Annotated in this window: 21 protein-coding genes; 9 read left to right on the plus strand and 12 right to left on the minus strand. The window is 60.2% G+C overall.

Features of this window, described 5'->3' with window-relative positions:
* The first annotated feature begins 289 nt into the window (after window positions 1-289).
* From tviC to gatB, 4 genes are all read left to right on the plus strand, one after another.
* Entirely contained in the window at window positions 290-1315 is a 1026-nt protein-coding gene (gene tviC / locus HQL98_13065; GenBank protein ID MBF0272975.1) for a Vi polysaccharide biosynthesis UDP-N-acetylglucosaminuronic acid C-4 epimerase TviC, read from the plus strand.
* 107 nt (window positions 1316-1422) lie between these two features.
* Window positions 1423-1710 (plus strand): Asp-tRNA(Asn)/Glu-tRNA(Gln) amidotransferase subunit GatC, encoded by a 288-nt coding sequence (gene gatC, locus HQL98_13070; protein ID MBF0272976.1) that lies wholly within the window; start codon window positions 1423-1425, stop codon window positions 1708-1710.
* Window positions 1711-1752: 42 nt separating this feature from the next.
* The gene (gatA, locus tag HQL98_13075) at window positions 1753-3210 is read left to right on the plus strand and encodes an Asp-tRNA(Asn)/Glu-tRNA(Gln) amidotransferase subunit GatA (protein MBF0272977.1); all 1458 of its coding nucleotides are present in this window, start codon (window positions 1753-1755) and stop codon (window positions 3208-3210) included.
* Window positions 3207-4658 carry an Asp-tRNA(Asn)/Glu-tRNA(Gln) amidotransferase subunit GatB gene (gene gatB, locus HQL98_13080; protein ID MBF0272978.1) on the plus strand — a complete coding sequence of 484 codons (1452 nt, stop codon included), beginning with the start codon at window positions 3207-3209 and terminating at the stop codon, window positions 4656-4658. The genes gatA and gatB overlap by 4 nt, the downstream gene beginning before the upstream one ends.
* 178 nt (window positions 4659-4836) lie before the next feature.
* Here the strand turns inward: gatB and HQL98_13085 are convergent, their stop codons facing one another.
* The 6 genes from HQL98_13085 to HQL98_13110 all read right to left on the minus strand — a co-directional run bounded on the left by HQL98_13085 (window position 4837) and on the right by HQL98_13110 (window position 12430).
* A complete protein-coding gene (locus tag HQL98_13085) occupies window positions 4837-6537 on the minus strand; it encodes a matrixin family metalloprotease (GenBank protein ID MBF0272979.1) in 1701 nt (566 codons plus the stop codon).
* Window positions 6538-6701: 164 nt separating this feature from the next.
* Window positions 6702-7943: an MltA domain-containing protein gene (locus HQL98_13090; protein ID MBF0272980.1), complete on the minus strand. Its 1242-nt coding sequence runs from the start codon at window positions 7941-7943 to the stop codon at window positions 6702-6704.
* Window positions 7944-7975: 32 nt separating this feature from the next.
* Complete coding sequence (locus HQL98_13095; protein MBF0272981.1) at window positions 7976-9010, minus strand: Tim44 domain-containing protein; 1035 nt, start codon at window positions 9008-9010, stop codon at window positions 7976-7978.
* Window positions 9007-10338, minus strand: a complete 1332-nt coding sequence (locus tag HQL98_13100; GenBank protein ID MBF0272982.1) for a (Fe-S)-binding protein — start codon at window positions 10336-10338, stop codon at window positions 9007-9009. Before HQL98_13100 ends, HQL98_13095 begins: the two co-directional genes overlap by 4 nt.
* Complete coding sequence (locus HQL98_13105; protein MBF0272983.1) at window positions 10335-10697, minus strand: hypothetical protein; 363 nt, start codon at window positions 10695-10697, stop codon at window positions 10335-10337. The genes HQL98_13100 and HQL98_13105 overlap by 4 nt, the downstream gene beginning before the upstream one ends.
* A gap of 5 nt (window positions 10698-10702) precedes the next feature.
* On the minus strand, window positions 10703-12430 hold the full coding sequence (locus HQL98_13110; GenBank protein MBF0272984.1) for a penicillin-binding protein activator: 1728 nt from the start codon (window positions 12428-12430) through the stop codon (window positions 10703-10705).
* A 32-nt stretch (window positions 12431-12462) separates the two neighbouring features.
* On the opposite strand from HQL98_13110, the gene rsmI reads away from it, so the two are divergent.
* Window positions 12463-13293 carry a 16S rRNA (cytidine(1402)-2'-O)-methyltransferase gene (gene rsmI / locus HQL98_13115; GenBank protein MBF0272985.1) on the plus strand — a complete coding sequence of 277 codons (831 nt, stop codon included), beginning with the start codon at window positions 12463-12465 and terminating at the stop codon, window positions 13291-13293.
* 58 nt (window positions 13294-13351) lie between these two features.
* Here rsmI and HQL98_13120 read toward each other — a convergent pair whose 3' ends face one another.
* Window positions 13352-14167 carry a hypothetical protein gene (locus HQL98_13120; GenBank protein ID MBF0272986.1) on the minus strand — a complete coding sequence of 272 codons (816 nt, stop codon included), beginning with the start codon at window positions 14165-14167 and terminating at the stop codon, window positions 13352-13354.
* Window positions 14168-14299: 132 nt separating this feature from the next.
* On the opposite strand from HQL98_13120, the gene HQL98_13125 reads away from it, so the two are divergent.
* The 4 genes from HQL98_13125 (at window position 14300) to dksA (ending at window position 17437) form a co-directional block, all read left to right on the plus strand.
* On the plus strand, window positions 14300-14668 hold the full coding sequence (locus HQL98_13125; protein MBF0272987.1) for a YraN family protein: 369 nt from the start codon (window positions 14300-14302) through the stop codon (window positions 14666-14668).
* A gap of 54 nt (window positions 14669-14722) precedes the next feature.
* A complete protein-coding gene (locus HQL98_13130) occupies window positions 14723-15523 on the plus strand; it encodes a BON domain-containing protein (protein MBF0272988.1) in 801 nt (266 codons plus the stop codon).
* Window positions 15507-16901: an FAD-binding protein gene (locus HQL98_13135; protein MBF0272989.1), complete on the plus strand. Its 1395-nt coding sequence runs from the start codon at window positions 15507-15509 to the stop codon at window positions 16899-16901. Before HQL98_13130 ends, HQL98_13135 begins: the two co-directional genes overlap by 17 nt.
* A gap of 89 nt (window positions 16902-16990) precedes the next feature.
* Window positions 16991-17437 (plus strand): RNA polymerase-binding protein DksA, encoded by a 447-nt coding sequence (gene dksA / locus HQL98_13140; protein MBF0272990.1) that lies wholly within the window; start codon window positions 16991-16993, stop codon window positions 17435-17437.
* A 208-nt stretch (window positions 17438-17645) separates the two neighbouring features.
* Here dksA and HQL98_13145 read toward each other — a convergent pair whose 3' ends face one another.
* The 5 genes from HQL98_13145 to HQL98_13165 form a co-directional block, all read right to left on the minus strand.
* Entirely contained in the window at window positions 17646-18314 is a 669-nt protein-coding gene (locus HQL98_13145) for a thiamine phosphate synthase (protein ID MBF0272991.1), read from the minus strand.
* Window positions 18311-18688 carry a PilZ domain-containing protein gene (locus HQL98_13150; protein ID MBF0272992.1) on the minus strand — a complete coding sequence of 126 codons (378 nt, stop codon included), beginning with the start codon at window positions 18686-18688 and terminating at the stop codon, window positions 18311-18313. Before HQL98_13150 ends, HQL98_13145 begins: the two co-directional genes overlap by 4 nt.
* A 3-nt stretch (window positions 18689-18691) precedes the next feature.
* Window positions 18692-19681 (minus strand): adenosine kinase, encoded by a 990-nt coding sequence (locus HQL98_13155; GenBank protein ID MBF0272993.1) that lies wholly within the window; start codon window positions 19679-19681, stop codon window positions 18692-18694.
* 49 nt (window positions 19682-19730) lie between these two features.
* Window positions 19731-20561: a 3'(2'),5'-bisphosphate nucleotidase CysQ gene (locus HQL98_13160; GenBank protein MBF0272994.1), complete on the minus strand. Its 831-nt coding sequence runs from the start codon at window positions 20559-20561 to the stop codon at window positions 19731-19733.
* A gap of 96 nt (window positions 20562-20657) precedes the next feature.
* The gene (locus HQL98_13165) at window positions 20658-22169 is read right to left on the minus strand and encodes a cache domain-containing protein (protein ID MBF0272995.1); all 1512 of its coding nucleotides are present in this window, start codon (window positions 22167-22169) and stop codon (window positions 20658-20660) included.
* Window positions 22170-22360 lie beyond the last annotated feature (191 nt).

Consider the following 22360-nt stretch of genomic DNA (forward strand, 5'->3'; position numbering starts at 1 on the left):
GCCGTGCGCTTTAAGGTCTTGTCGGGTGCAAGCTACTATCAAGGAGACCTGGCCGTCAAGGCCATTTCACGGGTCGTGGAAGGGTCGGAAAGATTTGGCCCTTTTATGTTTTGTAACCGTTCATACAGTCCGCCCATCGATACGCCTTGACAACGGGTTGAGCAACAATCAGATTGTCAAAACAGTCGCAGACGAACGGCTCCATGGCTGTACTGGCTGTTTTGTTTTGGGTTGTGGACCGGGATCCCTCGAATCGAAAACATGGACGGAAATTGAGCCGCCATTGGACATGATCACCTACGAATCCTTGAAAAATACGCTCGTCACCCGACCGGCAACCTGGCTGGTGACCGGTGTGGCTGGATTCATCGGCAGCAATCTGCTACAGACGCTGCTGCAACTGAATCAGTCCGTGGTCGGCCTGGACAATTTTTCCACCGGTTATCAAAAAAATCTGGATGATGTCCAATCCCTGCTGACAGCCGAACAGTGGAGCCGGTTTCGACTGGTGCGGGGGGATCTGCGCGATGAGGAAGCCTGTCAGCAGGTGTGCGTCGGGGTGGATTATGTGTTGCATCATGCGGCGCTGGGATCGGTTCCCCGCAGCATCGCGGATCCCATTGCCACCAATCAAAGCAACATCGACGGCTTTTTGAACATTCTGGTGGCCGCCCGGGATGCCCGGGTCAAACGTTTTGTCTATGCCGCCAGCAGTTCCACCTACGGGGATCATCCCCAGTTGCCCAAGGTGGAAGATCAGATCGGCAAACCCCTCTCCCCTTATGCGGTCACCAAGCTGGTCAACGAGATCTACGCCGAGCTTTTCTCCCGGATGTATGGTGTTCAGACCATCGGACTGCGTTATTTCAATATTTTCGGTCGTCGGCAGGATCCTTCCGGGGCCTATGCCGCGGTGATCCCCCAATGGATCGCCGCCATGATCCAGGACAAGGCGGTCCACATCAACGGCGACGGGGAGACCAGTCGGGATTTCTGTTACATCGACAATGTGATTCAGGTCAATCTGTTGGCCGCCACCACGGAAAATCCGGAGGCGGTCAATCAGGTCTACAACGTCGCCGTGGGGGATCGCACCACCCTCAACGCCCTGTATCATCACCTCTTGGACTGTCTCGCGCCCCGTTTTCCCCATCTGCGAGGGGCGGCGCCGATCTACCGTGATTTTCGTTCCGGGGATGTGCGTCATTCCCTGGCCGACATCTCCAAGGCCGAGCAGCGGTTGGGCTATCGACCCACCCACCGGATCGCCGCCGGACTGGCGGAAGCCATGGAGTGGTACATCTCCCACCTGTGACTTTGTCGATCCCGCGCCTTGCCAGTTCGGATTGAGGCGTGTTAATTTGCTGGATCCTTCTTCGTATTGTCGATTCACCCATCGGTGTTTTTGAGCTTACAAGTCCCATGTCCATCACCGAAGAGACCATCCGTCATGTGGCCACCCTGGCCCGCCTGGAGATTACTCCCGGAGAGCTTCAGACCTATGCCGGTCAGCTTTCCCGCATTCTGGGATTGATGGAGCAGTTGCGCGCCATTCCCACCGAGGGGATCGCTCCCATGTCCCACGCCGTGGAGATGACCATTCCGGAGCGTGAGGATCGGGTGGTCTGTCAGGACCGGCGGGATGCGCTGCTCGCCAATGCTCCGGATTCCGCCGAAGGGTGTTTCCGCGTGCCCAAGATCATCGAATAATCCATCCCTCATCCAAGGATACCCCTCAACGTGGACGCCCCCATCCCGACCCTGGCTCAAGCCGCCCGAGCATTGGCCGTGCGGGAGGTCTCCAGCGTGGAGTTGACCCGCGCCTGTCTGACCCGCATCGAGCAGCTTGATTCCACCTTGAACGCCTTCATCACCGTGGACGCCGACCGGGCCTTGCAGACCGCCGCCGCTTCGGATCAGGCCCGCGCTCGTGGCGAGGTCGGACCTTTGGCCGGCATTCCCATGGCCATCAAGGATCTGTTTTGCACCGAGGGGTTGCGTACCACCTGCGCCTCCCGCATGCTGGAAAACTTCATCCCCCCTTACGAATCCACCGTCACCGCCCGTTTGCGCGCCGCCGGAGCCGTGATCCTGGGCAAGACCAACATGGACGAGTTCGCCATGGGATCGTCCAACGAGACCTCTTATTTTGGTCCGGTGCGCAATCCCTGGGACACTTCCCGTACCCCCGGAGGCTCTTCCGGCGGGTCGGCGGCGGCGGTGGCGGCGGGATTGTGTGTGGCGGCCATCGGCACCGATACCGGGGGATCCATCCGTCAGCCCGCGGCCATGACCGGCATCACCGGTCTCAAGCCCACCTATGGACGGGTTTCGCGTTTCGGCATGATCGCGTTCGCCTCCTCGTTGGATCAGGCGGGCCCCATGACCCGGGATATCCGGGACGCGGCCATGCTGTTGCAGGTGATGGCGGGTCATGATCCTTTGGATTCCACCTCCATCGATACCCCGGTGCCCGATTATGTCGCCGCTTTGGATCGCCCGGTCCGGGAGTGGCGCATCGGCGTGCCGGAGGAGTATTTCAGCACCGGCTTGCATCCCGAGGCCCGTGCCGCCATCGAGACGGCTTTGGAGGTCTATCGGGGATTGGGGGCGGTGATCGTTCCCGTTTCGTTGCCGTACACCCAGCACGCCATTCCCACCTATTACATCATCGCCCCGGCGGAGGCCTCTTCCAATCTGGCCCGTTATGATGGCATCCGTTTCGGGCATCGTTGTGATCAGCCGAAGGATCTCAAGGATCTTTATGCCCGCACCCGTGCCGAGGGTTTCGGTCCCGAGGTCAAGCGGCGCATCATGTTGGGGACTTATGTGCTTTCGTCCGGCTATTACGACGCCTATTACCGCAAGGCCCAGCGGGTGCGTCGCTTGATTGCCGATGATTTCTCCCGGGCTTTTCGGGATCACGATCTGTCGGTCATTCTCACCCCGACCGCTCCGGAGAGCGCGTTTCAGTTGGGAGAGAAAAATCAGGATCCGGTCAGCATGTATCTGTCGGACATTTTCACCATCAACGTCAATCTGGCTGGATTGCCGGCTCTTTCCTTGCCCTGCGGTTTCGACGCCGCAGGGTTGCCCATCGGTTTTCAGTTGATCGGTCGTCCGTTGGACGAGTCCGCCATTCTGACCATGGGGCATGCCTATCAACAGGCCAGCGACTGGCACACCGTCACACCCGGAATATCGCCATGAGCACCGACTCCCGTTATGAAACCGTCATCGGGCTGGAGATTCACACCCAGCTTGCCACCCGTTCCAAGATCTTTTGCGGCTGTGCCAACCGGTTCGGTTCCGCGCCCAACACCCAGATCTGTCCGGTTTGCGCGGCGTTTCCCGGGGTGTTGCCGGTGCTTAACAAACGGGTGCTGGACATGGCCATCATGACCGGTTTGGCTTTGAAAGGGGAGATTCGGGTGCGTAACGAATTTTCCCGCAAGAATTATTTTTATCCCGATCTTCCGGCGGGTTATCAGATTTCCCAGTTCGAGTTGCCCATTGTCGAGCATGGGGAGTTGATGATCGAGCCGGAGGGGGCTTCCCGCAAGCGGATTGGCATCACCCGGGCGCACATGGAGGTGGACGCGGGCAAGAGTCTGCATGAGGGGATTCAGGGGGCTTCGTGGGTGGATCTGAACCGTACCGGCACGCCGCTTTTGGAGATCGTCACCGAGCCGGATTTGCGTTCCGCTGCGGAGACCGGGGCTTTCCTCAAGAAATTGCGCAGTCTGGTGCGTTATCTGGGGGTGTGTGACGGCAACATGGAGGAGGGATCTTTCCGTTGTGACGCCAATGTGTCGGTGCGGCGTTTGGGGGAGAGTCGTTTGGGTACCCGTGCCGAGATCAAGAATTTGAATTCGATTCGCAATGTGATGCGTGCCATTGATTATGAGGTGGAGCGTCAGATTGATCTGGTGGAGGCGGGGGAGAAGGTGATTCAGGAGACCCGTCTTTGGGATGCCAATCAGAATCATACCCGATCCATGCGGGGCAAGGAGGAGGCTCACGATTATCGTTATTTCCCGGAGCCGGATCTGCCTCCGGTGGTGATCACGGCGGAGCGGATCGAGGCGATTCGGGGCAGCATGCCGGAGTTGCCGGATGCGAAGCTGGTACGGTTTCAAAGTGAATATGGTTTGGGTGAGTACGATGCCGGGGTGTTGACCGCGGATCGGGAGATGGCGGAATATTTCGAGTTGGCGGTGGGGGCGGCCCGTCCGGCGGATCCCAAGGCTGTGGCCAATTGGGTGACGGTGGAGTTGTTGGGTCGGTTGAACCGGGAGGGGATGGAGATTGGTCAATCCCCGGTGGCGGGTGAGGCGTTGGGGCGCTTGACCCGCATGATTCACGAGGGGGTGATTTCCGGAAAGATTGCCAAGACGGTTTTTGGGCACATGTGGGAAGGCGGGGGGGATCCTCAGAAGATTGTTGAAGAGAAGGGATTGGTACAGGTTTCCGATTCGGGAGCGATTGAGGCGGAGGTGGATCGGATTCTGGCGGCTCATGGGGACAAGGTGGAGCAGTATCGAGCCGGAAAGGTGCAGTTGCTTGGATTTTTTGTGGGAGAGGTCATGAAGGCCACCCGTGGCAAGGCCAATCCGGGGGTGGTGAATGGATTGTTGAAGGGAAAGTTGGAAGCCTGAAGTCTGGGAACTATTGAAAAAAAAGAAGGGGTCTGGGGGATTCTTCCCCCAGGATTTTGATTTTGTTTTTTGTTTTTTGTTTTGATTCAAGGATAACGTCAAAAGAACAAGTCAAAACCCTGGGGGAGGAATCCCCCAGACCCCCGCTTTTTTTTCAATGGTTTTGTTGGATTCGGCGCTACTGGGCCGATAATTGATCAATCGTCGCCACCACCGTGTCGTTGTTTTGACCCGAAGGCAAAACGATCCCGGTGTTGATGGTCGATCCCCCGTTCAACCGCCGCAAAATCAATACCCCGTCCGTCGCATCCGTCTTTCCGCTCTTGTCCACATCCAACGTTCCGCTCAACCCGTCAATCGTCGTCACCACCGTGTCGTTGCTTTGACCGGAAGGCAAAACGATCCCGGTGTTGATGGTCGATCCCCCGTTCAACCGCCGCAAAATCAATACCCCGTCCGTCGCATCCACCTTTCCGCTTTTGTCCACATCCAATGGCAACGCAGTCGCAGACGCACTCGTCACCGTAATCACCTGACGCAACACCAATCGCGGCCCATCCCCCGCCTGACTTGCCGGACTGTTCTGCCCACTGCCGGTATATCGGGAACTGTTGTCGTTCACCGCCACATACATCACATACTCACCCGGCGTGCTGAACGTCATGGAACGGGTGGCGGATCCCGAAAAATTGGTCACCGGAACGGATCCCACACCAGGAATGTGCCACGTCATCGATACCGTGTCACTCTCGGGATCCGTGGCCGTCACCGTCGCGCTGACCGTCAACGGCGCCTGCCCGGAAGTGGCACTCATCACAAGCGACGCGCTCGGTGGACGGTTCCAGACCGGATTCGTACTCACCGTGAAGGTCTGATGCGCGACCTGCTGCGCGTCGGCAACCACATAAACATGATAGACTCCGGTCACCTTTTTCAAGATATCCGTGTACCCGATACTTTGATAGCTGCTGCAAATGAAAGAAGCCGCACAACTGAGCGAAGCCGTGGTCTCCTGAATCGAATAACCGGATGGATCCGTGACAATGATCTCCACCGTTTTGGAAAAACTCCCGTTGAACGAGAGACTGATATACAAAACGTCACTGTCCGCAGTGGAATCCGTCAATGTGGTGACCGACTTGGAGGCTCCCGAAGAGTTCAAAAACAGTGAACTGGAATTGAAAATCGTCTTGGAACTCGTGGGCGGCGTGTAAACCGCAGCGGTGACGGGATTGGCCGAAGCACCATAATGCGCCAGGGCTGCCGCGATATCATCCGCCATCAGATGGCCGATGTTGTTGTAAGGATTGGCGTACATGATCGAAACCGGATTGTCCGAATGCCCCAGTCCGATCAGATGACCCACTTCGTGCAGCAGAATTTTTTTGAAGAGCGCCTCGGATTGGGCCGTGGAAAGCTGACTGCCTTCGGTCCAGTCGAAACTGTCGGAAATCACCACGCTGCCATCGGTGTAAGGATCATATCCCAAGGTGGTATCGCTTCCCGTGGAGTAGGAACGGGATGGACCCGCCATGGCCGCCGCCCCATTGGCATTGCCCCAGATGACCGCCACCACATTATCCGTGCTGACATCCTTCAAGGCCGTGTTGACCCCCTGATGGGAGAACTTCACCCCGCTCACCCCTTCCCATTCGGCCATCACCTCTTGCATCAACGAGACGACCTTGCTGTTGTCTTTGAACAGAGTCGGCGCGCCAGTCGGGTTGTAACTCCAGTTGATGGTGCCGTTCCAACGCCCGAACGTGTCGCTGATGCCCAGATAAGGCTGTTGATAGGTTTCGGTGATGGCATGAACCGGGGCGGAGAACCATAACCCCATCAGAAAAACCGCCAGATGAATTCGGCCAACGGAACGCATGAATGGTCTCCAGGATTCAAACCAGCAAAAACTATTGAAAAAGAAGAGGTGGTCTGGAGGCTTCATCCTCCAGGGTTTTGATTTTTCAAACCAAAAGACCAAAAAAACCAAAACCCTGGGGAATGAATTCCCCAGGCCCCTTCTTTGTTTTCAATGGTGAGGAATTATTTGTTGAACCAATCGCTCAGCCATTGGAACATGCCATTGGGCTCGTCCGGCGGGCGGGGGGCGATGAAATACAAAGAGGAACCCCGTTGTTTCATGATTCCGGCGGTGCGTAACGCTTTTTCTCCGAAACCCATGAAATAATCTACCCGACCCGGTCCGCGAATGGCTCCGCCGGTGTCCTGATTGACCGTGAAACGCAACGTGGGTTTCCAGTTGGTGACCGCCCCATCCTCGCCGAACTCCGGCATGGTGACATAAAGCAATCCCGGAGCGCCTTTGGGGAAGAGATTGGCGTCCGTGGCCATGGAGCGTTCCCCGGTGAGGGGCACGCCGATGTTGCCGAAAGGACCGCCTTCGAGCTTGCGGAAGAAAACATAGGAAGGATTGGAGAACAAAACCCGGTCACGCTGCTTGGGGTTGTCCTTGAGCCATTGACGCAAGGCGGGCAGGCTCATGTTTTCTTTGGAGATCTGGTTTTCTTCGATCAGCAAGGCGCCGATGGAACGGTAGGGCTGACCGTTGGTGGCGGCATAACCGACCCGTATGGTGGATCCATCCTGGAGTTGCACCCGACCCGATCCCTGGATGTGGAGGAAAAAGAGATCCACATAATCTTCCACCCAGGCCAGTTCCAGATTCTTGCCTTTGAGAATTTTGTCCTGGTCGATGCGCGCCCGATCATAATAGGGCAGTAGTCTGCCTTTTTCGATGCGTCCCACGATCCTCTTGTCCTTGAATTCGGAAGACCACTGGGACAAATCGGCTTCGACCATGGTGTGGGGACGGCGATAGATGGGATGGGCAAAGGTTTTGGTCTGGGTGAGGGAACCCTTGAGCAACGGCTCGAAATAGGCGGTGACCAGCACCTCTCCTTGTTGATCGCTGCCCACGGAGTGAAACAGGAGGTAGTTCTTTTTGAGATGCTCCTGGAACGCGACGGGATCCATGGAGCGGGCCGACTGGGCCAGACTTTTGCAGGCCTCGGACAGGGTCGCGGCGCGGAAGGTCCGTGGTCCGAAGCGGATCGGGCTTTCCGGATCCAGACCGGCGTAATAGCCGACGCTGGCCTCCAGGGCATCGGCCCAGGAGGCCAGTTCCTTGTCGTGGTTGAGCACTTTGGCCACCTGATTCCAGGAGATCTGGGTCAGGCTGTTCTCCTCGGTGACCTTGTTTTCCGGCGTCGTGCTGGAGCAGCCCGCCATCCAGAACAGCAGGAACACCAGAAAAAGACGCGGCATCAGCCGAGAGTCTGAAAAGGGTGCAATCGGGTTCACTGAACGCTTCTGGCCACTTCACCGGGTTGTTGGATGGCCGAGAGGTACCAGTTGGGATTTCTGGAGCCCACAGGGCGGCAGAAGGTCCAATACTCTTCGGCCATGATGGGGCGGCTGGAGTCGCCTTTCAGCACGTTACCCGCCACATCGGTTTCGTATTCCAGCATTTGCACCTGAAAGTGGACCGTGATCCAATCCTCTCCTGCCTCTTGCCAGGCTTCGGAGACCTCGGCGACGTGAAACTGGATTTTCTCCAGGATGTCCCGGCGACCGGCAGCCTGACGTTCCTGGGCGTGGCGTTCGATCATGGACCACATCCGGTCCGTGAGCAAAGGACGCAGACGATCCACACTCCAGTCGCTCCAGGCGCTTTGAATCATCTGATAGGCCCCTTTGGCCCCGGTCAGGAAACGCTCCTCATCGAATTGCGGATCCATGCGGGCGATCTGGGCCAGTCCCCGGCTCACTTCGTCGATTTCGCCGTCTGCGGAGAAGGTGCGAGGCAATGGATTGCCCTGAAAACCGGTGTTGCCCAGATCCTGGAAGGAGGAGTCCAAAGGCGTTTTTTCCAGGGAGACCCGTCCCTGAGTTGGTCCTTGAGCCGGGAAAGGGGTGGCGGTCATGGGGGTCGGAGCCGGGGTGCGGGATCCGCCGAACCGTTTGACGAGAAACCAGATCACGCCACCGATCAGCAGGATTTCCAGAAAGCCGATGCCGCCGCCCGCGCCGCCGAACAGCATGGAGCCGAGCATTCCCCCGAGCATGAATCCGGCGACTCCCCCCAGGAGACCGGCTCCGAAGCCGGAGGGTCGGGAGGGCGCGGGGGTGGCCATGGAGGGGCTGGGGTTGGATGGGGAGAGGTTGGAGCGTTGGGTGGCTTCACGGGGGGTGGAGAAGCTGCGGGAGCCCCGGGAACCCATGGAATTGCCGCCGCCGAAACGACCCGCTTCCGCCTCGATGGGGGGCAGGGCGATGGCTAGGCCGACAATCAGCAGCAGAATCGGCAGCAGGTAGGGATATCTGGTTTTCATGGCATCTCTCTCGGGTTGATGGGACGGTTGAGATAAGCGCTCCAGAGTGTTTCGGACAGATGGCGCACTTTGGTCCGGGAGCCGGCTTCCCGCAGACCCGCCTCCAGATGGAGGATGCAGCCGGCATTGCTGGCCACCACCAGATCCACATCGCTGGCGGCGATGGTTTCCAGTTTGGCGGCGCGGACGTTTTGGGCCTGTTGCGGGTGACGCAGCATGTACTCTCCTCCGGCACCGCAGCAGGCGCCGATGGAACCCGGTGGGACGAGTTCGTGGCGTTCGCCGGGCAGCGCATCGAGCAACTTTCTGGGTTCCGCTATTATACCCAACCCGAATCGGGTTTGGCAATGGTCATGATAGGCCACGGTTTGTCCTTCGGGGTTCCCGAAAACGATGCCCTGTTGGGCCAGACGGGGAGTCAGGAAGGTGGCCAGATCGATCACCTTGGCGGCCAGTTCTTTGGCGGCCTGGCCCAGTTGGGGATGATGACCCAGATTGCGGGCGTATCCTTTCACCGTGACCGTGCAGATGGCGCTGTCGCACAGCACAAAATCCACGTCCGCCGCCTGTCGGGCGAAGGCTTCCAGAGTGGCTGCGGCTTGTTTCTGAAAGGCTTTGCGATCTCCGGATTCCCGGTAGGGGGCGCCGCAACAGCCGAAGCCTTCCGGCACGATCACCGTACAGCCCGCCAAAGCCAGAAGATTGGCCGTGGTCGGGCCGGTGCGGGGATGAAACAGTCGGGCCATGCAGCCGCACAGCAGGGCCACCCGGGTCGGGGGCGGGTCTCGGGCCGGGGGGAGGGGGGCGGGAAAGGTCGGAATGGGGTCGGAGCGGTGTTCCGGGAGCAAAGCCTCCAGTCGTCGCAACGGGCCGATCCTGTGCAACAGTCGGAATCGACGCACCAGCTTTTGCAGTCCCCAGGCCTGATAGCGGGCCAGCCAGCCCGCCGCCCGGGCGGTGCGGGCGTGATGGTTGGTGATGCGGTGGAACCATCGGGCCAGGGGCAGCGGAGCCAGACCGGTTCGTCCTCTCAGATGTCCCACCAGTTTGGCCGGTTTGACTCCGGCGGGGCAGGCCACATGGCAGGCGCGGCACAGCAGACAGCGGGAGAGGGTTTCCGAGGCCTCTTCGGCGGTGAGTGCCCCGGCCCGCAGAGCCAGAATGATGGAAACCCGTCCCCGTGGGGAGTGGGTTTCATCGTTGTCGCTCTGGTAGGTCGGGCAGACCGGCAGACAGTAGCCGCAATGGGTACACAGGGTCGCGTTGACAAAGGGATCCGTGTTGGCCGTCTCTCTGTCCGCCCGGGAATGGCCGCGGGATTCCGTCACGCCACCACGTCGAGCCGTTGCGAAGCGGAAGAGTCGGCGGCCCGGGGTGCCGGTTGGCTTTTGGGGGGGAGTTTGGCCGACTCTTTGGCGGTGTTGGCGGCGTGGGCGGTCTCCCTGGCGGTTCTGGCCGACTCCCTGGAAGCGTTGGATGACTCTTTGGCGGTTCTGGCCGACTCTTTGGCCGCGGTTTTGATCGACTCTTTGGCTGACTCTTTGGTCGCGGTTTTGGAGGACTTGTTGGGATCGACCTTATCCGCGGCATGGTTGCCGCTGCGGTGATCCGGACGGTTGACCGGTTCCGAGGATTTGTAAAGCCGCATCGAGCTGGCCGGGGGAATGGAAATGGCGGTGGCGGACATGGGGGCTACTCCCTGGTTGAGGGTAAGGGGGTGTTGATGGATTCCCCTCCAGAGGAGGCCGGGAGATCCTGGGATGGTGTTTCGGGTTCGGCTTCTTGCAGTCCGGTCTCTTCCTGATTGCCGTGGCCGACGCGCCCCGGATCCGGAGCGCCGTTTTGCGCGGGCAGGTCCAGGGGCACGATTTTTCTCTCCTGGACGCGGTAGAGGTGATAAAATCGTTCGCTGCTGCCGTCGGGCAGAAAACGGACCGGTCCGGCGCTGCCGTGGAAGTTGTTGTCACGGGTCAGGCCCTGGTGCCACTCCGGGCCGCCGAGGCGTTGATCCCGCAGCAGTTGCGCCAGAATGGCGATGCCGTCGTAGGTGAGCATGGAAAGGGCTGGAACCGGGGCCACGCCGAGAATTTTCTTGTGGGCGGCGCCGAACTGCTCCCGGGCATCCATGTTGATGTCGCAGAAGGTGGCTCCCGCCAGGGTATCGGCCTCTTCCAGGAGTTCGGGACGGTTCCAAAGAGAGGTGCCCAGCAAGGCAATCTGGGGGGTGCGGATCTGGAAAAGCGCTGCCTGGGGCGCGATCATGCGGGCCTGTTTGGCGGTGGCCGGCAGAAAAAGCGCGTCGAAATCGATCAAGGGTTCCAGTTCTTTTTCGGAGCGGGGCGCGGGACGGTCCAGGGGATCCAGCAGCATGGCGGATCGGGCCGAGGTCAGACGCCCCTTGACCGCTTCCGGATCCAGACTGACCAGCATTTTGAGGGCGTTGGAAAAATCGGTCTCTTTTTCGGGAAAGAGGATCGAACGGTTGACGATTCCCCCCAGGGCCACCACCTCGTTGGCGAAGGTCTGGGCCTGGAGCTGTCCATAGTCGGAGTCCGCCGCCAAAATGGCGAACCGCTTCAATCCCGCCTGCTGGACCGCGTAACGGGCCATGACCCGGGCCTGGGCATCCGGGTGAAAGGCGTTGAGATGGGTCGACCCCCCGACGGCGAGGATTTCGGTTCTGGGGTTCAGGGTGATGATGGGTATGTTGGCCGCCTTGGCCGCCTTGGCCGCGGCGACGGCTTCGGGATGAAAGACCGGTCCGATGATGACCTGACTGCCTCGGGAGACCAGATTTTCCACGGCGGCTTTGGCGGATTCGGCGCTGCCGCCGCTGTCGGCCACCTCCAGATGGAGGTTGACATCCCGATGATCGGCCAAGGCCTTGCGGGCCGCCATCACCAGGGTGTTGCCCATGGAGGCCGAAGCGCCGCTCATGGGGATCATCAGACCCGCCGTGATGCCGGACTGCTCCTGGTTTTCCTGGGAGAGACGCCGCATGGCTTCCGGGTTGAGGCTCGGGTTGAGGGCGGCTTTTTTCCACAGGGATTGGGCTTCCGCCTCGTCTCCCGCCGCCGCCGCCCGGTCCCCGAGGAGCAGGTTCACAAAAGGCAGCAGGGGCGAAGAGGCGGGTTGTCGGGACAACAGGGTCTGGAGTTGTTTGCGTTCCAGGGGTTCCAGGGCCAGGAGCGCCTCGCGGATCTGTTCGGGAGTGGTGGGCGCGGGTGGAATTCTGACAATCGTGGCTTTGTCCCGGGAGGGTTGCGGGGCATTCAGCGTTTCCTGGATCAGGCGTTGCCAGGGGGATTCCACCGGGCCGGCGTGGGCGGGAAACGTACCGGCCATCAGCAGGGCTGTCAGCCACGCAAGGTGCCATGGGCAACGAGGGGTGTGGCCATGGGTTTTGATCGGAGCAATCATTGGGATAATGGTCCATGAAAGAGCGCACGGCTTTGGTTGGAAAATTGTACATCGTTCCCACGCCAATCGGCAACCTGGAAGATATCACCCTGCGCGCCTTGCGCATTCTGGGGGGGGAGGTGGGGCGCATTCTGGCCGAAGACACCCGGCGCACGCGCATCTTGTGTGATCATCATGGCATCCGCACGCCGGTCTTTCATTTCGACGACCACAACGCGGCCCGACTGATTCCCGGTCTGGTGGAGGAGTTGCGTGGCGGTGCCCGTTTCGCTTTGGTCTCCGACGCCGGAACCCCGGGCATCAGCGATCCCGGCAGCTCTTTGGTGCGGGGGGCCATGGCATGGGTGCCGGTGGAGGCTTTGCCCGGGGCGTCGGCGGTGACCACGGCCTTGTCCGCCAGTGGTTTTGCCGGGGAGCGATTTGTTTTCGAGGGTTTTCTGCCCCGCAAGGGCATGGATCGGCGACGACGGCTGGAGTCTTTGGTTCGGGAAGAGCGCACGGTGATTTTTTTCGAGTCCCCCCAGCGTCTGGAGGCCACCCTGGCGGATCTGGCCGCCATCGGGGCCGGGGAGCGGGTCGCGGTGGTGGCCCGGGAGCTGACCAAACTGTACGAGACCTATCATCGCGGCACCATCGCCGAACTGGTCACCCGGTTTGGCGCCGAACCGCCCCGGGGGGAGATCGTGGTATTGCTGGAAGGTGCCGCCTTCGTGCCTCCATCCCCCGAGGAGGTGGCGGTTTTGCTGGATCAGGCTTTGGAAAGCGGTCTGGGACTCCGGGACGCCACCCGACTGGTGGCGGAACGCACCGGGCGTTCGGCCTCGGAGCTGTATGCCTTGGGACTGGCGCGGCGGCGGGAGTAGGATATGTTCTGAACCCTTAGGATCCCCGGTAAATCACTCCGCCTGGGTTCTCTCCCCGTCAGTCATTGGCCCGTTCGGCCAGATCGTTGGCCATGGTCAGGGTTTGGGAGATCAGGGCGCGGGCTTGATCGATCAGCGCCAGAGCGTAGTCGTGGGCCTGGGCGTGGAGGGTGGCGTTGATGGGGATCTCTTCCTTGGTTTCCTGGGCGTGGGTGTCCGCCGCTTCGATCAGGGCCTGGGCCAGGGCGTGGAGCATGCCGGGAAGCAGGGCGTCCACCTGGGCCGGATCCGGGGTGTGACGGGTCGCTGCCGGTGCGGGCAGGGGAATGATGGCTGGCACCGTGACTGCGGACCGTTCCAGCGGCGCGGGCAAGTTCGGAATCGGGGCCGGCAGGCGGGCAGACTCCCGGGCTGGCGCGGGGGTGTCGCCGCCGTGGCCGAAGACCCGATTCACCAGATCCGAATAGATCCATTGCCGGGCCGGAAACAAGGGCGCGAGGGCTTCCGGAACCGCAGGGGTGTTTTCCGGGAGGACCGGTTGGGTTTCGAGCGGTGTTGCGAGCGGTTTGTCGGTTTCGTTCCGGTTCGCCTCTTCCACGGCGGTCAGCATCTCTTCCAAAGAGGGGGAGGGGCGGACCGGGGCAAGGCTTTTCCAGGGCTTGGGAGTGGTGTTGCCGGATCCGGGTCGGGTCAGGGGCTGGAATCGGCTCTCGTCACGCAGGTTTTCCACCCAACTCGACGGCGCGGGCCGCATGGGGGCCACGCTGCGTTCGGTGCCGGGAGCCTCGGGGGCAGGGGTGTCGAGCCACGGGGAGAAAACATTTTGTCCGGCGGGTGATTTTGCTATTCTCCAACGGTCGGCAGCCTTGAGCATGGTGTTGTCCTCTATCTTTTATCTTTAGATCATTTGCGGACCGGATCTTTCATCAAGAGAACCATCATAACCAAGCAGTGAAATTAATCCACAAAAAAAATTCCATGCCAGGGGAAAGCGCAAGCGTAAAATATGGATACCAAGGCGTTTGGTCTGTTGGCTGAAGGGGTGGCGGCCCGCAACCTGAATCGATTGGGTTATCGGATTCTTGAACGCAATGTGCGTTTTTCGCGGGGTGAACTGGATCTGGTGGCCAAACATGGGGAGATTCTGGTATTCTGTGAAGTCAAGGCCCGTCGTGGCCCGCTGTGCGGAGAACCGGGAGAGGCCATCGACGCCCGCAAACAGGCCCGCCTCGCCCGATTGGCTGTCGAGTATCTGCGGATTCATCCCGAACTGTCCGGTTGTCCGTGCCGGTTCGACGCGGTGTTGCTGTGGCGCGAAGGGTGGCGCTGGCGCACCGAGGTGATCGCCGACGCCTTTCGACCCGGTTGGGAGTGATGGTTTTTGATAGATGGATGTCCATGCACGTTGACCATTGAGGAGTGTTGATCGATGAACCGTTCGCGCGTTATGTGGGGGGTCATGCCGTTGGTGGCCATGCTGGGTCTTGCGGCGTGCGTGCCCACGGATTCGTCCAATGGGGCGGCCAGCTCCGGAATCCTGGGGGAGCGGCGCAGTCCGGAGGCCGCCATCGAGGACAACATGCTCGCCATGAAATTGCGCAGCTACTACATGCGCAGTGACAAGGTGAGCGCGGCCAACATCAATGTATCGGTTTATCAGGGGGCGGTGCTGCTCACCGGAACCGCCGCTTCCCAGGCGGAAATCGACAGTGCGATTTCCATTGCCAAGGCGACCCGTGGCGTGGTCAAGGTTCACTCGGAACTCAAGGTGCAACACGCCACCTTCGGAGAACTCACCAAGGATGCCTGGTACACCAACGAAGTCAAGATTCGCATCCTGGCCGACGAGCAGGTGCGAGGTCTGGATATCCATGTGGAAACCACCAAGGCGGTGGTCTATCTGACCGGTACCGCCCAGTCGGCGGCGGAACGCAACCGGGCGGTGGAGATTGCCCGTCAGGTGAGCGGAGTCAGGGAGGTGGTTTCTTACATCGAGATCGATCCCAGATCCCAGCCCCTCGCCCCCGGAACCGAACCCAGACCGGACAAGAAAGCCGGTTCCCCTCCGCCGGCCCGCATGGGGGGAGCCGGGGATGCCACCAAACCGCCGCAAACCACCACCCGACCTGCCGCGTCTTCGTCTTCCGGGGTGCCGACTCCGGTGGTGGCGCCGCCTTCCGGCTCCCTGACTCCGAAAAAACCGGGTGCCCCCGTTGAATCCGGTTTCTGAGCTGGATTCAACAGTCCGGGCCGCTTTGCTCGCAGCGGTGGGGGAGGAACGGCTGCTCACCGGAGCGGCCCAGCGGGAAGCCTATGCCTGGGACAACACCGGTCGTCGTTTTGTCCCCTGGGCTGTGGCCCTGCCGGAAACGCGGCAACAGGTGGCCGAGGTGTTGCGGGTGTGTCATCGGGCCGGAATTCCGGTGGTCCCCAGAGGGGCCGGAACCGGCTGTGTGGGGGGCGGACTGGCGGTACAGGGGGGAGTGATCCTCTCCACCCAGCGGATGAACCGTATTGTATCCATCCGGCCCGGAGACCGGTTGGCCGTGGTGGAACCGGGGGTGGTCAACGGGAACCTGCGGGCACAACTCGCGGTTCATGGCCTGTTTTGGCCACCGGATCCCTCTTCGGCCCGATCCTGCACCATCGGTGGCAATCTGGCCATGTGTTCCGCCGGTCCCAACGCGGTGCGCTACGGGGTGACCCGTCACTGGGTGTTGGGCATGACGGTGCTGCTCGCCGATGGTTCCACCCTGCGGGTCGGGGGGTATACCACCAAAGGCGTGGTGGGCTATGACCTGACCCAACTGCTCATCGGCTCCGAGGGGACTTTGGCAGTGGTGGTTGAAGCCATTCTCAAATTGGCCCCCCTCCCGGAAGCCCGTCGTACCCTGCGGGCCTCCTTCCGCGACATGGAGCAGGCTGCCCGGGCGGTCGCCGGGGTGATGAGCCGGGGGGAACCCCCTTCGGCTTTGGAGTTTCTCGATCCGGCGGCTTTGAAATTATTGCAAGACAGTGATGCCGCCATCGTCTGCCATCCCGAAGGGCGGGCTTTGCTGCTCGCGGAGGTGGAGGGGGAGGCAGACGAGGTGGATCGCAAGGCGCGGGCGCTTCAGCAGCGGTTGTTGGCCTTCGAGCCTCTGGAGGCGGTGGTGGCGGCCAACGAGGCGGAATCCAAAAGTCTCTGGTCCGCCCGTTACGCCCTTTCTCCCGCCCTGACCCGCATCGCCCCCCGGCGCGTCAACGAGGATGTGGTGGTGCCCGTCACCCGACTGGCTCCCCTGGTGGCGGGTCTGGCCCGCATCGCGACGGAAACCGCGGTGCCCATCGTCAGTTTCGGACATGCGGGCAATGGCAACATTCATGTCAATCTGCTCACCGATCCCGCTGACCCTGCCCAGGCCCCCCGCGTCGCCTTGGCCTTGGATCGGGTTTTCGAGCTGGTTTTGCAACTGGAAGGCACCCTCTCCGGCGAACACGGGGTGGGCATCATGAAACGGGATCATATCGACCGGGAACTGGATCCCGCTTCCCTGGTCATACAAAGAAAAATCAAGCAGCTTTTCGATCCCTCCGGCCTGTTGAATCCGGGCAAGATCTTTCCTTGAGGATCGGAAAAATCCATGGGTAATGGATTGACTTTTGTCTGCAATGCATATATTTTATCCGGGTCTTTATCTGCTTGGAGATTGAGAACATGAAAATTGCTGATATTCAACTACCTGAAGGATACAGACCCTCCGAAGACGAGGAGTTCATGTGTCCCAACCAAAGAGCCTTCTTTCGCAAGCTTCTGCTGGAATGGGAAGAACAGTTGCTGGAAGAGGCGGAAAAAACGGTCAACATCATGACCGAGGAAAAGGCTATCTTCGCCGATCCCACGGATCGGGCATCCCTGGAGACCGATCGCAATTTCGAGCTGCGCACCCGAGATCGGGAACGTAAGCTCATCTCCAAGATCAAGCGCACCATCGACGCCATCGAAGAGAACGAGTACGGCTATTGCGAAGAGTGTGGCGTTGAAATCGGGTTGCGTCGTCTGGAGGCCAGGCCGGTGACGGATTTGTGCATCAGCTGCAAGACCGCTGCCGAACGGCAGGAGAAAGTGACCCGCATTCCCGAAGAGATCAATTTCGATTCTTGAGCCCGAACACAGCGGATATGTTGTTGTTTCCCCATTGGGGTCCAGGGGCCAATGGCCCCTGGTGGGATCCAAGGGCGAAGCCCTTGGGATTTTCAAGCATTTAAATCCTTATCAAATAAATCTTTTAAAAATATAAAATCTTGTATTTTAAAATCAAAACTCTGGGGGAAGAATCCCCCAGACCCCCGCTTTTTTTCAAAAGTGGATTTCAGATGCGGGCGGAGCCGGACCAGATACGACACCCCTCGCGCAATCGCCACGCCCAATCCTCTTGCCACAAGGCGCTGATCATGGCGGCGGAAGCCGCGCCGGATGGGATCACCTCCGGCAGTCGTTCCAGGGTGATGCCGCCGATGGCCACCACCGGCAGACGGGTCTGGGCGGTGATGGCGGTCAGGGTGGAGAGTCCTTGCACCCCATGGGTATCGCTTTTGGTGGCGGTGGCGAAAACCGGTCCGAAGCCCACATAATCGACTCCGAATCCTTCCGCCTGACGGATCTCTTCTGCCGTATGGGTGGAAAGTCCGAGGATCCGACCGCTTTTCAGTTGTTTCCGGCACTCCGGGATGGGGGTATCCTCCTGTCCCACATGGACCCCATCCGCTCCCAGGGATTCCACCCACTCCACCCGATCGTTGAGAATCACCCGGATTGCGGGGGCGTGACGCCGCAACGCCATCAGCCAGCGGGTCATGAAGGCCAAAGCCCGATCCGGATCCCCCTTGGCCCGCAGTTGGATCAAAGAAATGGGCAATGTCGCCAGTTGGCGGGCCACCGCTTCGGGTTGGCAGACGGCGCGGATGGCGGGGGAGGCGTTTTCGAGCCAGTCGGCGTCGAGGATGGGATGCAATCCGGCGATCCGGGGCGGGGTGGTCATAGTCCGGCGAGGATTTCGTCGTCGATGGTGTCCGAATCCCCCAGATTCAACGAGACCAGACGCCGCAAATGGCTGAAATTTTCCACATCCATTTCCTGGAAACGCACCGCCGCCCCCCGATCCGCCTGGGAGTAGACCACCACCCCCTTGATGGGAATGGAGATGGTACCCAAAACCAGTGTCCCCTGCACGGTGGCCCCTTTGGCGGGCAGATCCGCGCCGTGAAACAGCATGCCCCGGAGACTCAGATCACCGAAGGCCCCGCGATAGGAGCCACCCATGTCGTCTTTGAGGATCAATTCTTGCTCGAAATCCACGCGAGAATTGGCCCGACGGTCACGGGGCGCCCCCGAGGTTTTGGGTTTCAAGGCCATGATTCAATCCAGGTTGTTCAAGACATTCAAGGTTTGATCCCGTGACAGTCGTGCGCCGTGGCGGGTGACCAGCAGGGCCGAGGCCCGGCAGGCCAGCAGGCCGGCCCGTTCCGGGGAGAAACCATGGGTCAGTCCATACAACAGGGCACCGGCGAACAGGTCTCCGGCGCCATTGGCGTCGATGGCCTGCACCGGAGTTCCCGGAATGACATACTCCTTTTGGTCGATGCCCAGGATGGCGCCCTGGGGTCCGAGGGTGAGACCAAAGGCGTGACATTTTTCCGCCAGTACGGAGCGGGCGGTTTCCAGGTTGTCGGTGCGGGCGTATTTCAACGCTTCCACGTGGTTGCAAAAGAGCAGATCCACTCCGGATCCCATGATCTCTTCCAGTCCGTCGCGGAAGAATTCTACCATGTTGGCATCGGAAAAGGTCAAGGCGATTTTGGTGCCGTGTTTGCGGGCCAGTCGCACCGCTTCGACGGCGGCCTGACGGGCTCCCGGAGAGGTGACCAGATAGCCTTCCACATACAGCCATTGGGCGGAGGCGAGTCGTTCCGGGGCCAGATCCTGACTGGAAAATCCTTCGGAAATCCCCAGATGGGTACACATGGTCCGTTCCGCGTCCGGGGTGATCAACACCAGACATTGACCCGTGGTGCCGTTGATGGAGCGGTGATCCAGGTCGTTGTCCACGCCGTTGGTTTTCATGTCCCGGGCGAAGAAGGCGCCGTTTTCGTCGTTGGCCACCCGGCTGGAGTGGAACGCCCGTCCCCCCAGTTGTGCCAGTCCGATGAGGGTGTTGGCCGAGGAACCGCCACAGGAGCGGTGTCGGGCCGCGGGTCCGAGCTGTTCGAGCAGTTGGAGACGGCGGTTTTCATCGATCAGGGTCATGGTTCCCTTGGTCAGGCCCGCCTTGACGAGAAAGTCGTCCGTGACCTTGACCTCCGTATCCACCAGGGCATGACCGATGCCGTAAACGTCGTAGCGATTCATGGCTGGAAATCCTCGATGCTGACAATGGGAATAAAAGCAAACCTGGAATTTAACGGAGGTTCGGGGCAAAGGGGATGTGGGTCAGACGGGCCAACAGGGGCGCGTGCAGCGGACCATTGGTGGCCAGCACCGAACGCACCGTGGGATTGGCCTGGTTGAATCGGAAGGGTTCCCCGTTTTTGTGGGTCACCCGGCCTCCGGCCTCCTGGACCAGCAAGGCTCCGGCGCAAAAGTCCCATTCGTTTTTGGGAGAGAGGGTGAACGTCATGTCCCAGCGTCCGCAGGCCACCAAAGCCAGCTTGTAGGCGATGGAACCCATGGTTTGGATGCTCCATTCGCTCAAGAACGGTTCCCAGTCTCCCCGCGCCGTCTCCGAGCGGCTCGCCAGACAGGTGGCGCCTGCCAGCGCGTCGCGGGAGGTGGTGCGAACCGGTTGATCTCCGAGCCGGGTGCCTTGTCCCTCCATGGCGGTGAAGGTCTCGCCGGTGGCCGGATTGTGAATGCAGGCCACCACCGGTCGGCCCTCTTCCACCAAAGCCAAAGAGAGGGCGAACTGGGGCAGTCCGGCGATGAACTCCTTGGTGCCGTCGATGGGATCCACCACGAAAATCCGGGAGTTGCCCAGACGCTCCGGGTTGTCGGCGGTCTCTTCGGAGAGCCAACCACACTCCGGATGGGTACTTAACAACCGGTCGCGCAACAGGGCGTCGGCTTCCAGATCGGCTTTGGTCAAGGGGTTGTTCATCCCCTTGTCACGCACCTCGGCACTGGCCAGCACGGTTTGACCGGGTCGAAAATAGGTCATGATCGCCACTCCGGCCTCATGAGCAGCACGGGTCATGATGGCGAGGGAGTCCGAAAGTGCGGGTTGAACAGGCATGATGGGTGGTCTAGTCGGCATGTGGGTTTTCGTCGTTGAATGGGGAAATGGTACTCCATGCCACCCCGATTGTCCATGACCGCCACGCTGCCTTCCTTACGCCTTGAAGAATCCGATCACCTCTTCCAGCCGCTCCGCGTACTCCTTCAACCGCTCCGAGTCTCCGGCCATGCTTTGGGAGGCCGCAGAGTTGCGGCGACTGATCTCCACCAGCTCTTTCAGGGATTCGAGAATGCGGTCCGCGTGGCCCGACTGCTCGGAACCGGAAGAGACGATCTCCTGAACCAGTTCCGCTGTCTTGTGAATGTTGGGCAGCAGATTGTGCAGCATGACTCCCGCCTGTTCGGCCACCTGGGTGCTACTGGAGGAGAGTTCCATGATTTCGCCGGCGGCGCTTTGACTGCGTTCCGCCAGTTTTCTCACTTCCGAGGCCACCACGGCGAAACTTTTGCCATGTTCCCCGGCCCGGGCCGCCTCGATGGCGGCGTTCAAGGCCAGCAGATTGGTCTGGCGGGCAATCTCTTCGATGATGGAAATTTTGCTGGCGATCTCCCGCATCGCCTCCACGGAACGGGCCACGGCGGCTCCGGTTTGTTCCGCCTCCTGGGCCACCCGGGCGGCGATGCGACCGGTTTCCGAGGCGTTGTGGGTGTTGCGGCGGGTGGTTTCGGCGATGTCTCCCATGGCCTGGAAGGTGTTCGACAGCCCGGTATCCTGGGCCTGTCCCCCCTCGGAGATGAAGCCCGCATGGGTGGCGAACTCCTGACCTTTCTGGATCAACTCCTCGGAGATGATGCGCACCTCCGAAATGGTGGATTGGAGCTGTCGGGCCATGCCTTGCAGGGAAGAAAGGGCGCCGGTGCGGCAATCCTTGTGTTTTTCGTCGTTGATGTCCAGATGCCCATTGGCAATGCGGGATGCGGTCTCGTGGATGATCATGGGATCGCACCCGAGTTGGGCCTTGATCAGTCGGGTGACGGCCAGGGTGATCAATCCCAGAAACAGCATCAGGGAGGCGGTGATGGTGGCAATCTCCTTGACCCGTTTTCGGATGGCCAAATCCACGTCATCCACATAGATGCCCGAACCCACGATCCAACCCCAGGGCTCGAACCCCTTGACATAAGAAATTTTGGGTACCGGTTTTTCCTGACCCGGTCGGGGCCACAGATAGGGGACAAAGCCCGCACCCTGGGCGCGGGTCACTTTCACCATCTCTACAAACAGGTAGGTGCCCGCTGGATCCTTGAAACCCGACAGATCCTTGCCATCCAGATCCGGCTTGAAGGGATGCATCACCATGGCCGGCTTGTAGTCGTTGATCCAGAAGTAGTCCTTGTCTCCGAAGCGCAATCCCTTGATGGCTTCCCGGGCGGTGGTCCGGGCGGCGTCGGGGGTGAGGAGGCCTTTGGTTTCTTGTTCGTGGTGGTAGACCAGCAGAGAGTGGGCGGTTTCCACCAGATTGCGGGTTTTGGTGCGTCGGTCTTCCATCATGGCTTCCCGTTCGTCCAGGATGGTGATGCCACTGATGATGATTAGGCTGGCCACAGCCATGAATACCAACGACCAGATCTGGGTTTGAAGCTTAATTTTCTTAAGAATATTCATGTTGTTATCCTCTCGTGCGAGCCTTGTGGAAATGGATAACCAGTAGATCAACCCGTGTTGGTGCGGATGAGGGGATAGGATAGGGGTGTTTGATGGGGTCGTCAATGTCCCTGTATGATGGCATATATAATTTGTATTTGTACATATCAATTTGCTGATGCTCCCATAAAAAACCCCCGCCCTTGCGGGCG

The sequence above is a fragment of the Magnetococcales bacterium genome (genome assembly GCA_015231755.1).
In the GTDB taxonomy this organism is placed as follows: domain Bacteria; phylum Pseudomonadota; class Magnetococcia; order Magnetococcales; family Magnetaquicoccaceae; genus Magnetaquiglobus.

Bases quoted from the DNA above. Each gene is read 5' to 3' on its own strand.
- tviC (MBF0272975.1), top strand. From the start codon at position 290: ATGATCACCTACGAATCCTTGAAAAATACGCTCGTCACCCGACCGGCA.
- gatC (MBF0272976.1), top strand. From the start codon at position 1,423: ATGTCCATCACCGAAGAGACCATCCGTCATGTGGCCACCCTGGCCCGC.
- gatB (MBF0272978.1), top strand. From the start codon at position 3,207: ATGAGCACCGACTCCCGTTATGAAACCGTCATCGGGCTGGAGATTCAC.
- HQL98_13085 (MBF0272979.1), bottom strand. From the start codon at position 6,537: ATGCGTTCCGTTGGCCGAATTCATCTGGCGGTTTTTCTGATGGGGTTA.
- HQL98_13090 (MBF0272980.1), bottom strand. From the start codon at position 7,943: ATGCCGCGTCTTTTTCTGGTGTTCCTGCTGTTCTGGATGGCGGGCTGC.
- HQL98_13095 (MBF0272981.1), bottom strand. From the start codon at position 9,010: ATGAAAACCAGATATCCCTACCTGCTGCCGATTCTGCTGCTGATTGTC.
- HQL98_13105 (MBF0272983.1), bottom strand. From the start codon at position 10,697: ATGTCCGCCACCGCCATTTCCATTCCCCCGGCCAGCTCGATGCGGCTT.
- HQL98_13110 (MBF0272984.1), bottom strand. From the start codon at position 12,430: ATGATTGCTCCGATCAAAACCCATGGCCACACCCCTCGTTGCCCATGG.
- HQL98_13120 (MBF0272986.1), bottom strand. From the start codon at position 14,167: ATGCTCAAGGCTGCCGACCGTTGGAGAATAGCAAAATCACCCGCCGGA.
- HQL98_13125 (MBF0272987.1), top strand. From the start codon at position 14,300: ATGGATACCAAGGCGTTTGGTCTGTTGGCTGAAGGGGTGGCGGCCCGC.
- HQL98_13130 (MBF0272988.1), top strand. From the start codon at position 14,723: ATGAACCGTTCGCGCGTTATGTGGGGGGTCATGCCGTTGGTGGCCATG.
- dksA (MBF0272990.1), top strand. From the start codon at position 16,991: ATGAAAATTGCTGATATTCAACTACCTGAAGGATACAGACCCTCCGAA.
- HQL98_13145 (MBF0272991.1), bottom strand. From the start codon at position 18,314: ATGACCACCCCGCCCCGGATCGCCGGATTGCATCCCATCCTCGACGCC.
- HQL98_13150 (MBF0272992.1), bottom strand. From the start codon at position 18,688: ATGGCCTTGAAACCCAAAACCTCGGGGGCGCCCCGTGACCGTCGGGCC.
- HQL98_13155 (MBF0272993.1), bottom strand. From the start codon at position 19,681: ATGAATCGCTACGACGTTTACGGCATCGGTCATGCCCTGGTGGATACG.
- HQL98_13160 (MBF0272994.1), bottom strand. From the start codon at position 20,561: ATGCCTGTTCAACCCGCACTTTCGGACTCCCTCGCCATCATGACCCGT.
- HQL98_13165 (MBF0272995.1), bottom strand. From the start codon at position 22,169: ATGAATATTCTTAAGAAAATTAAGCTTCAAACCCAGATCTGGTCGTTG.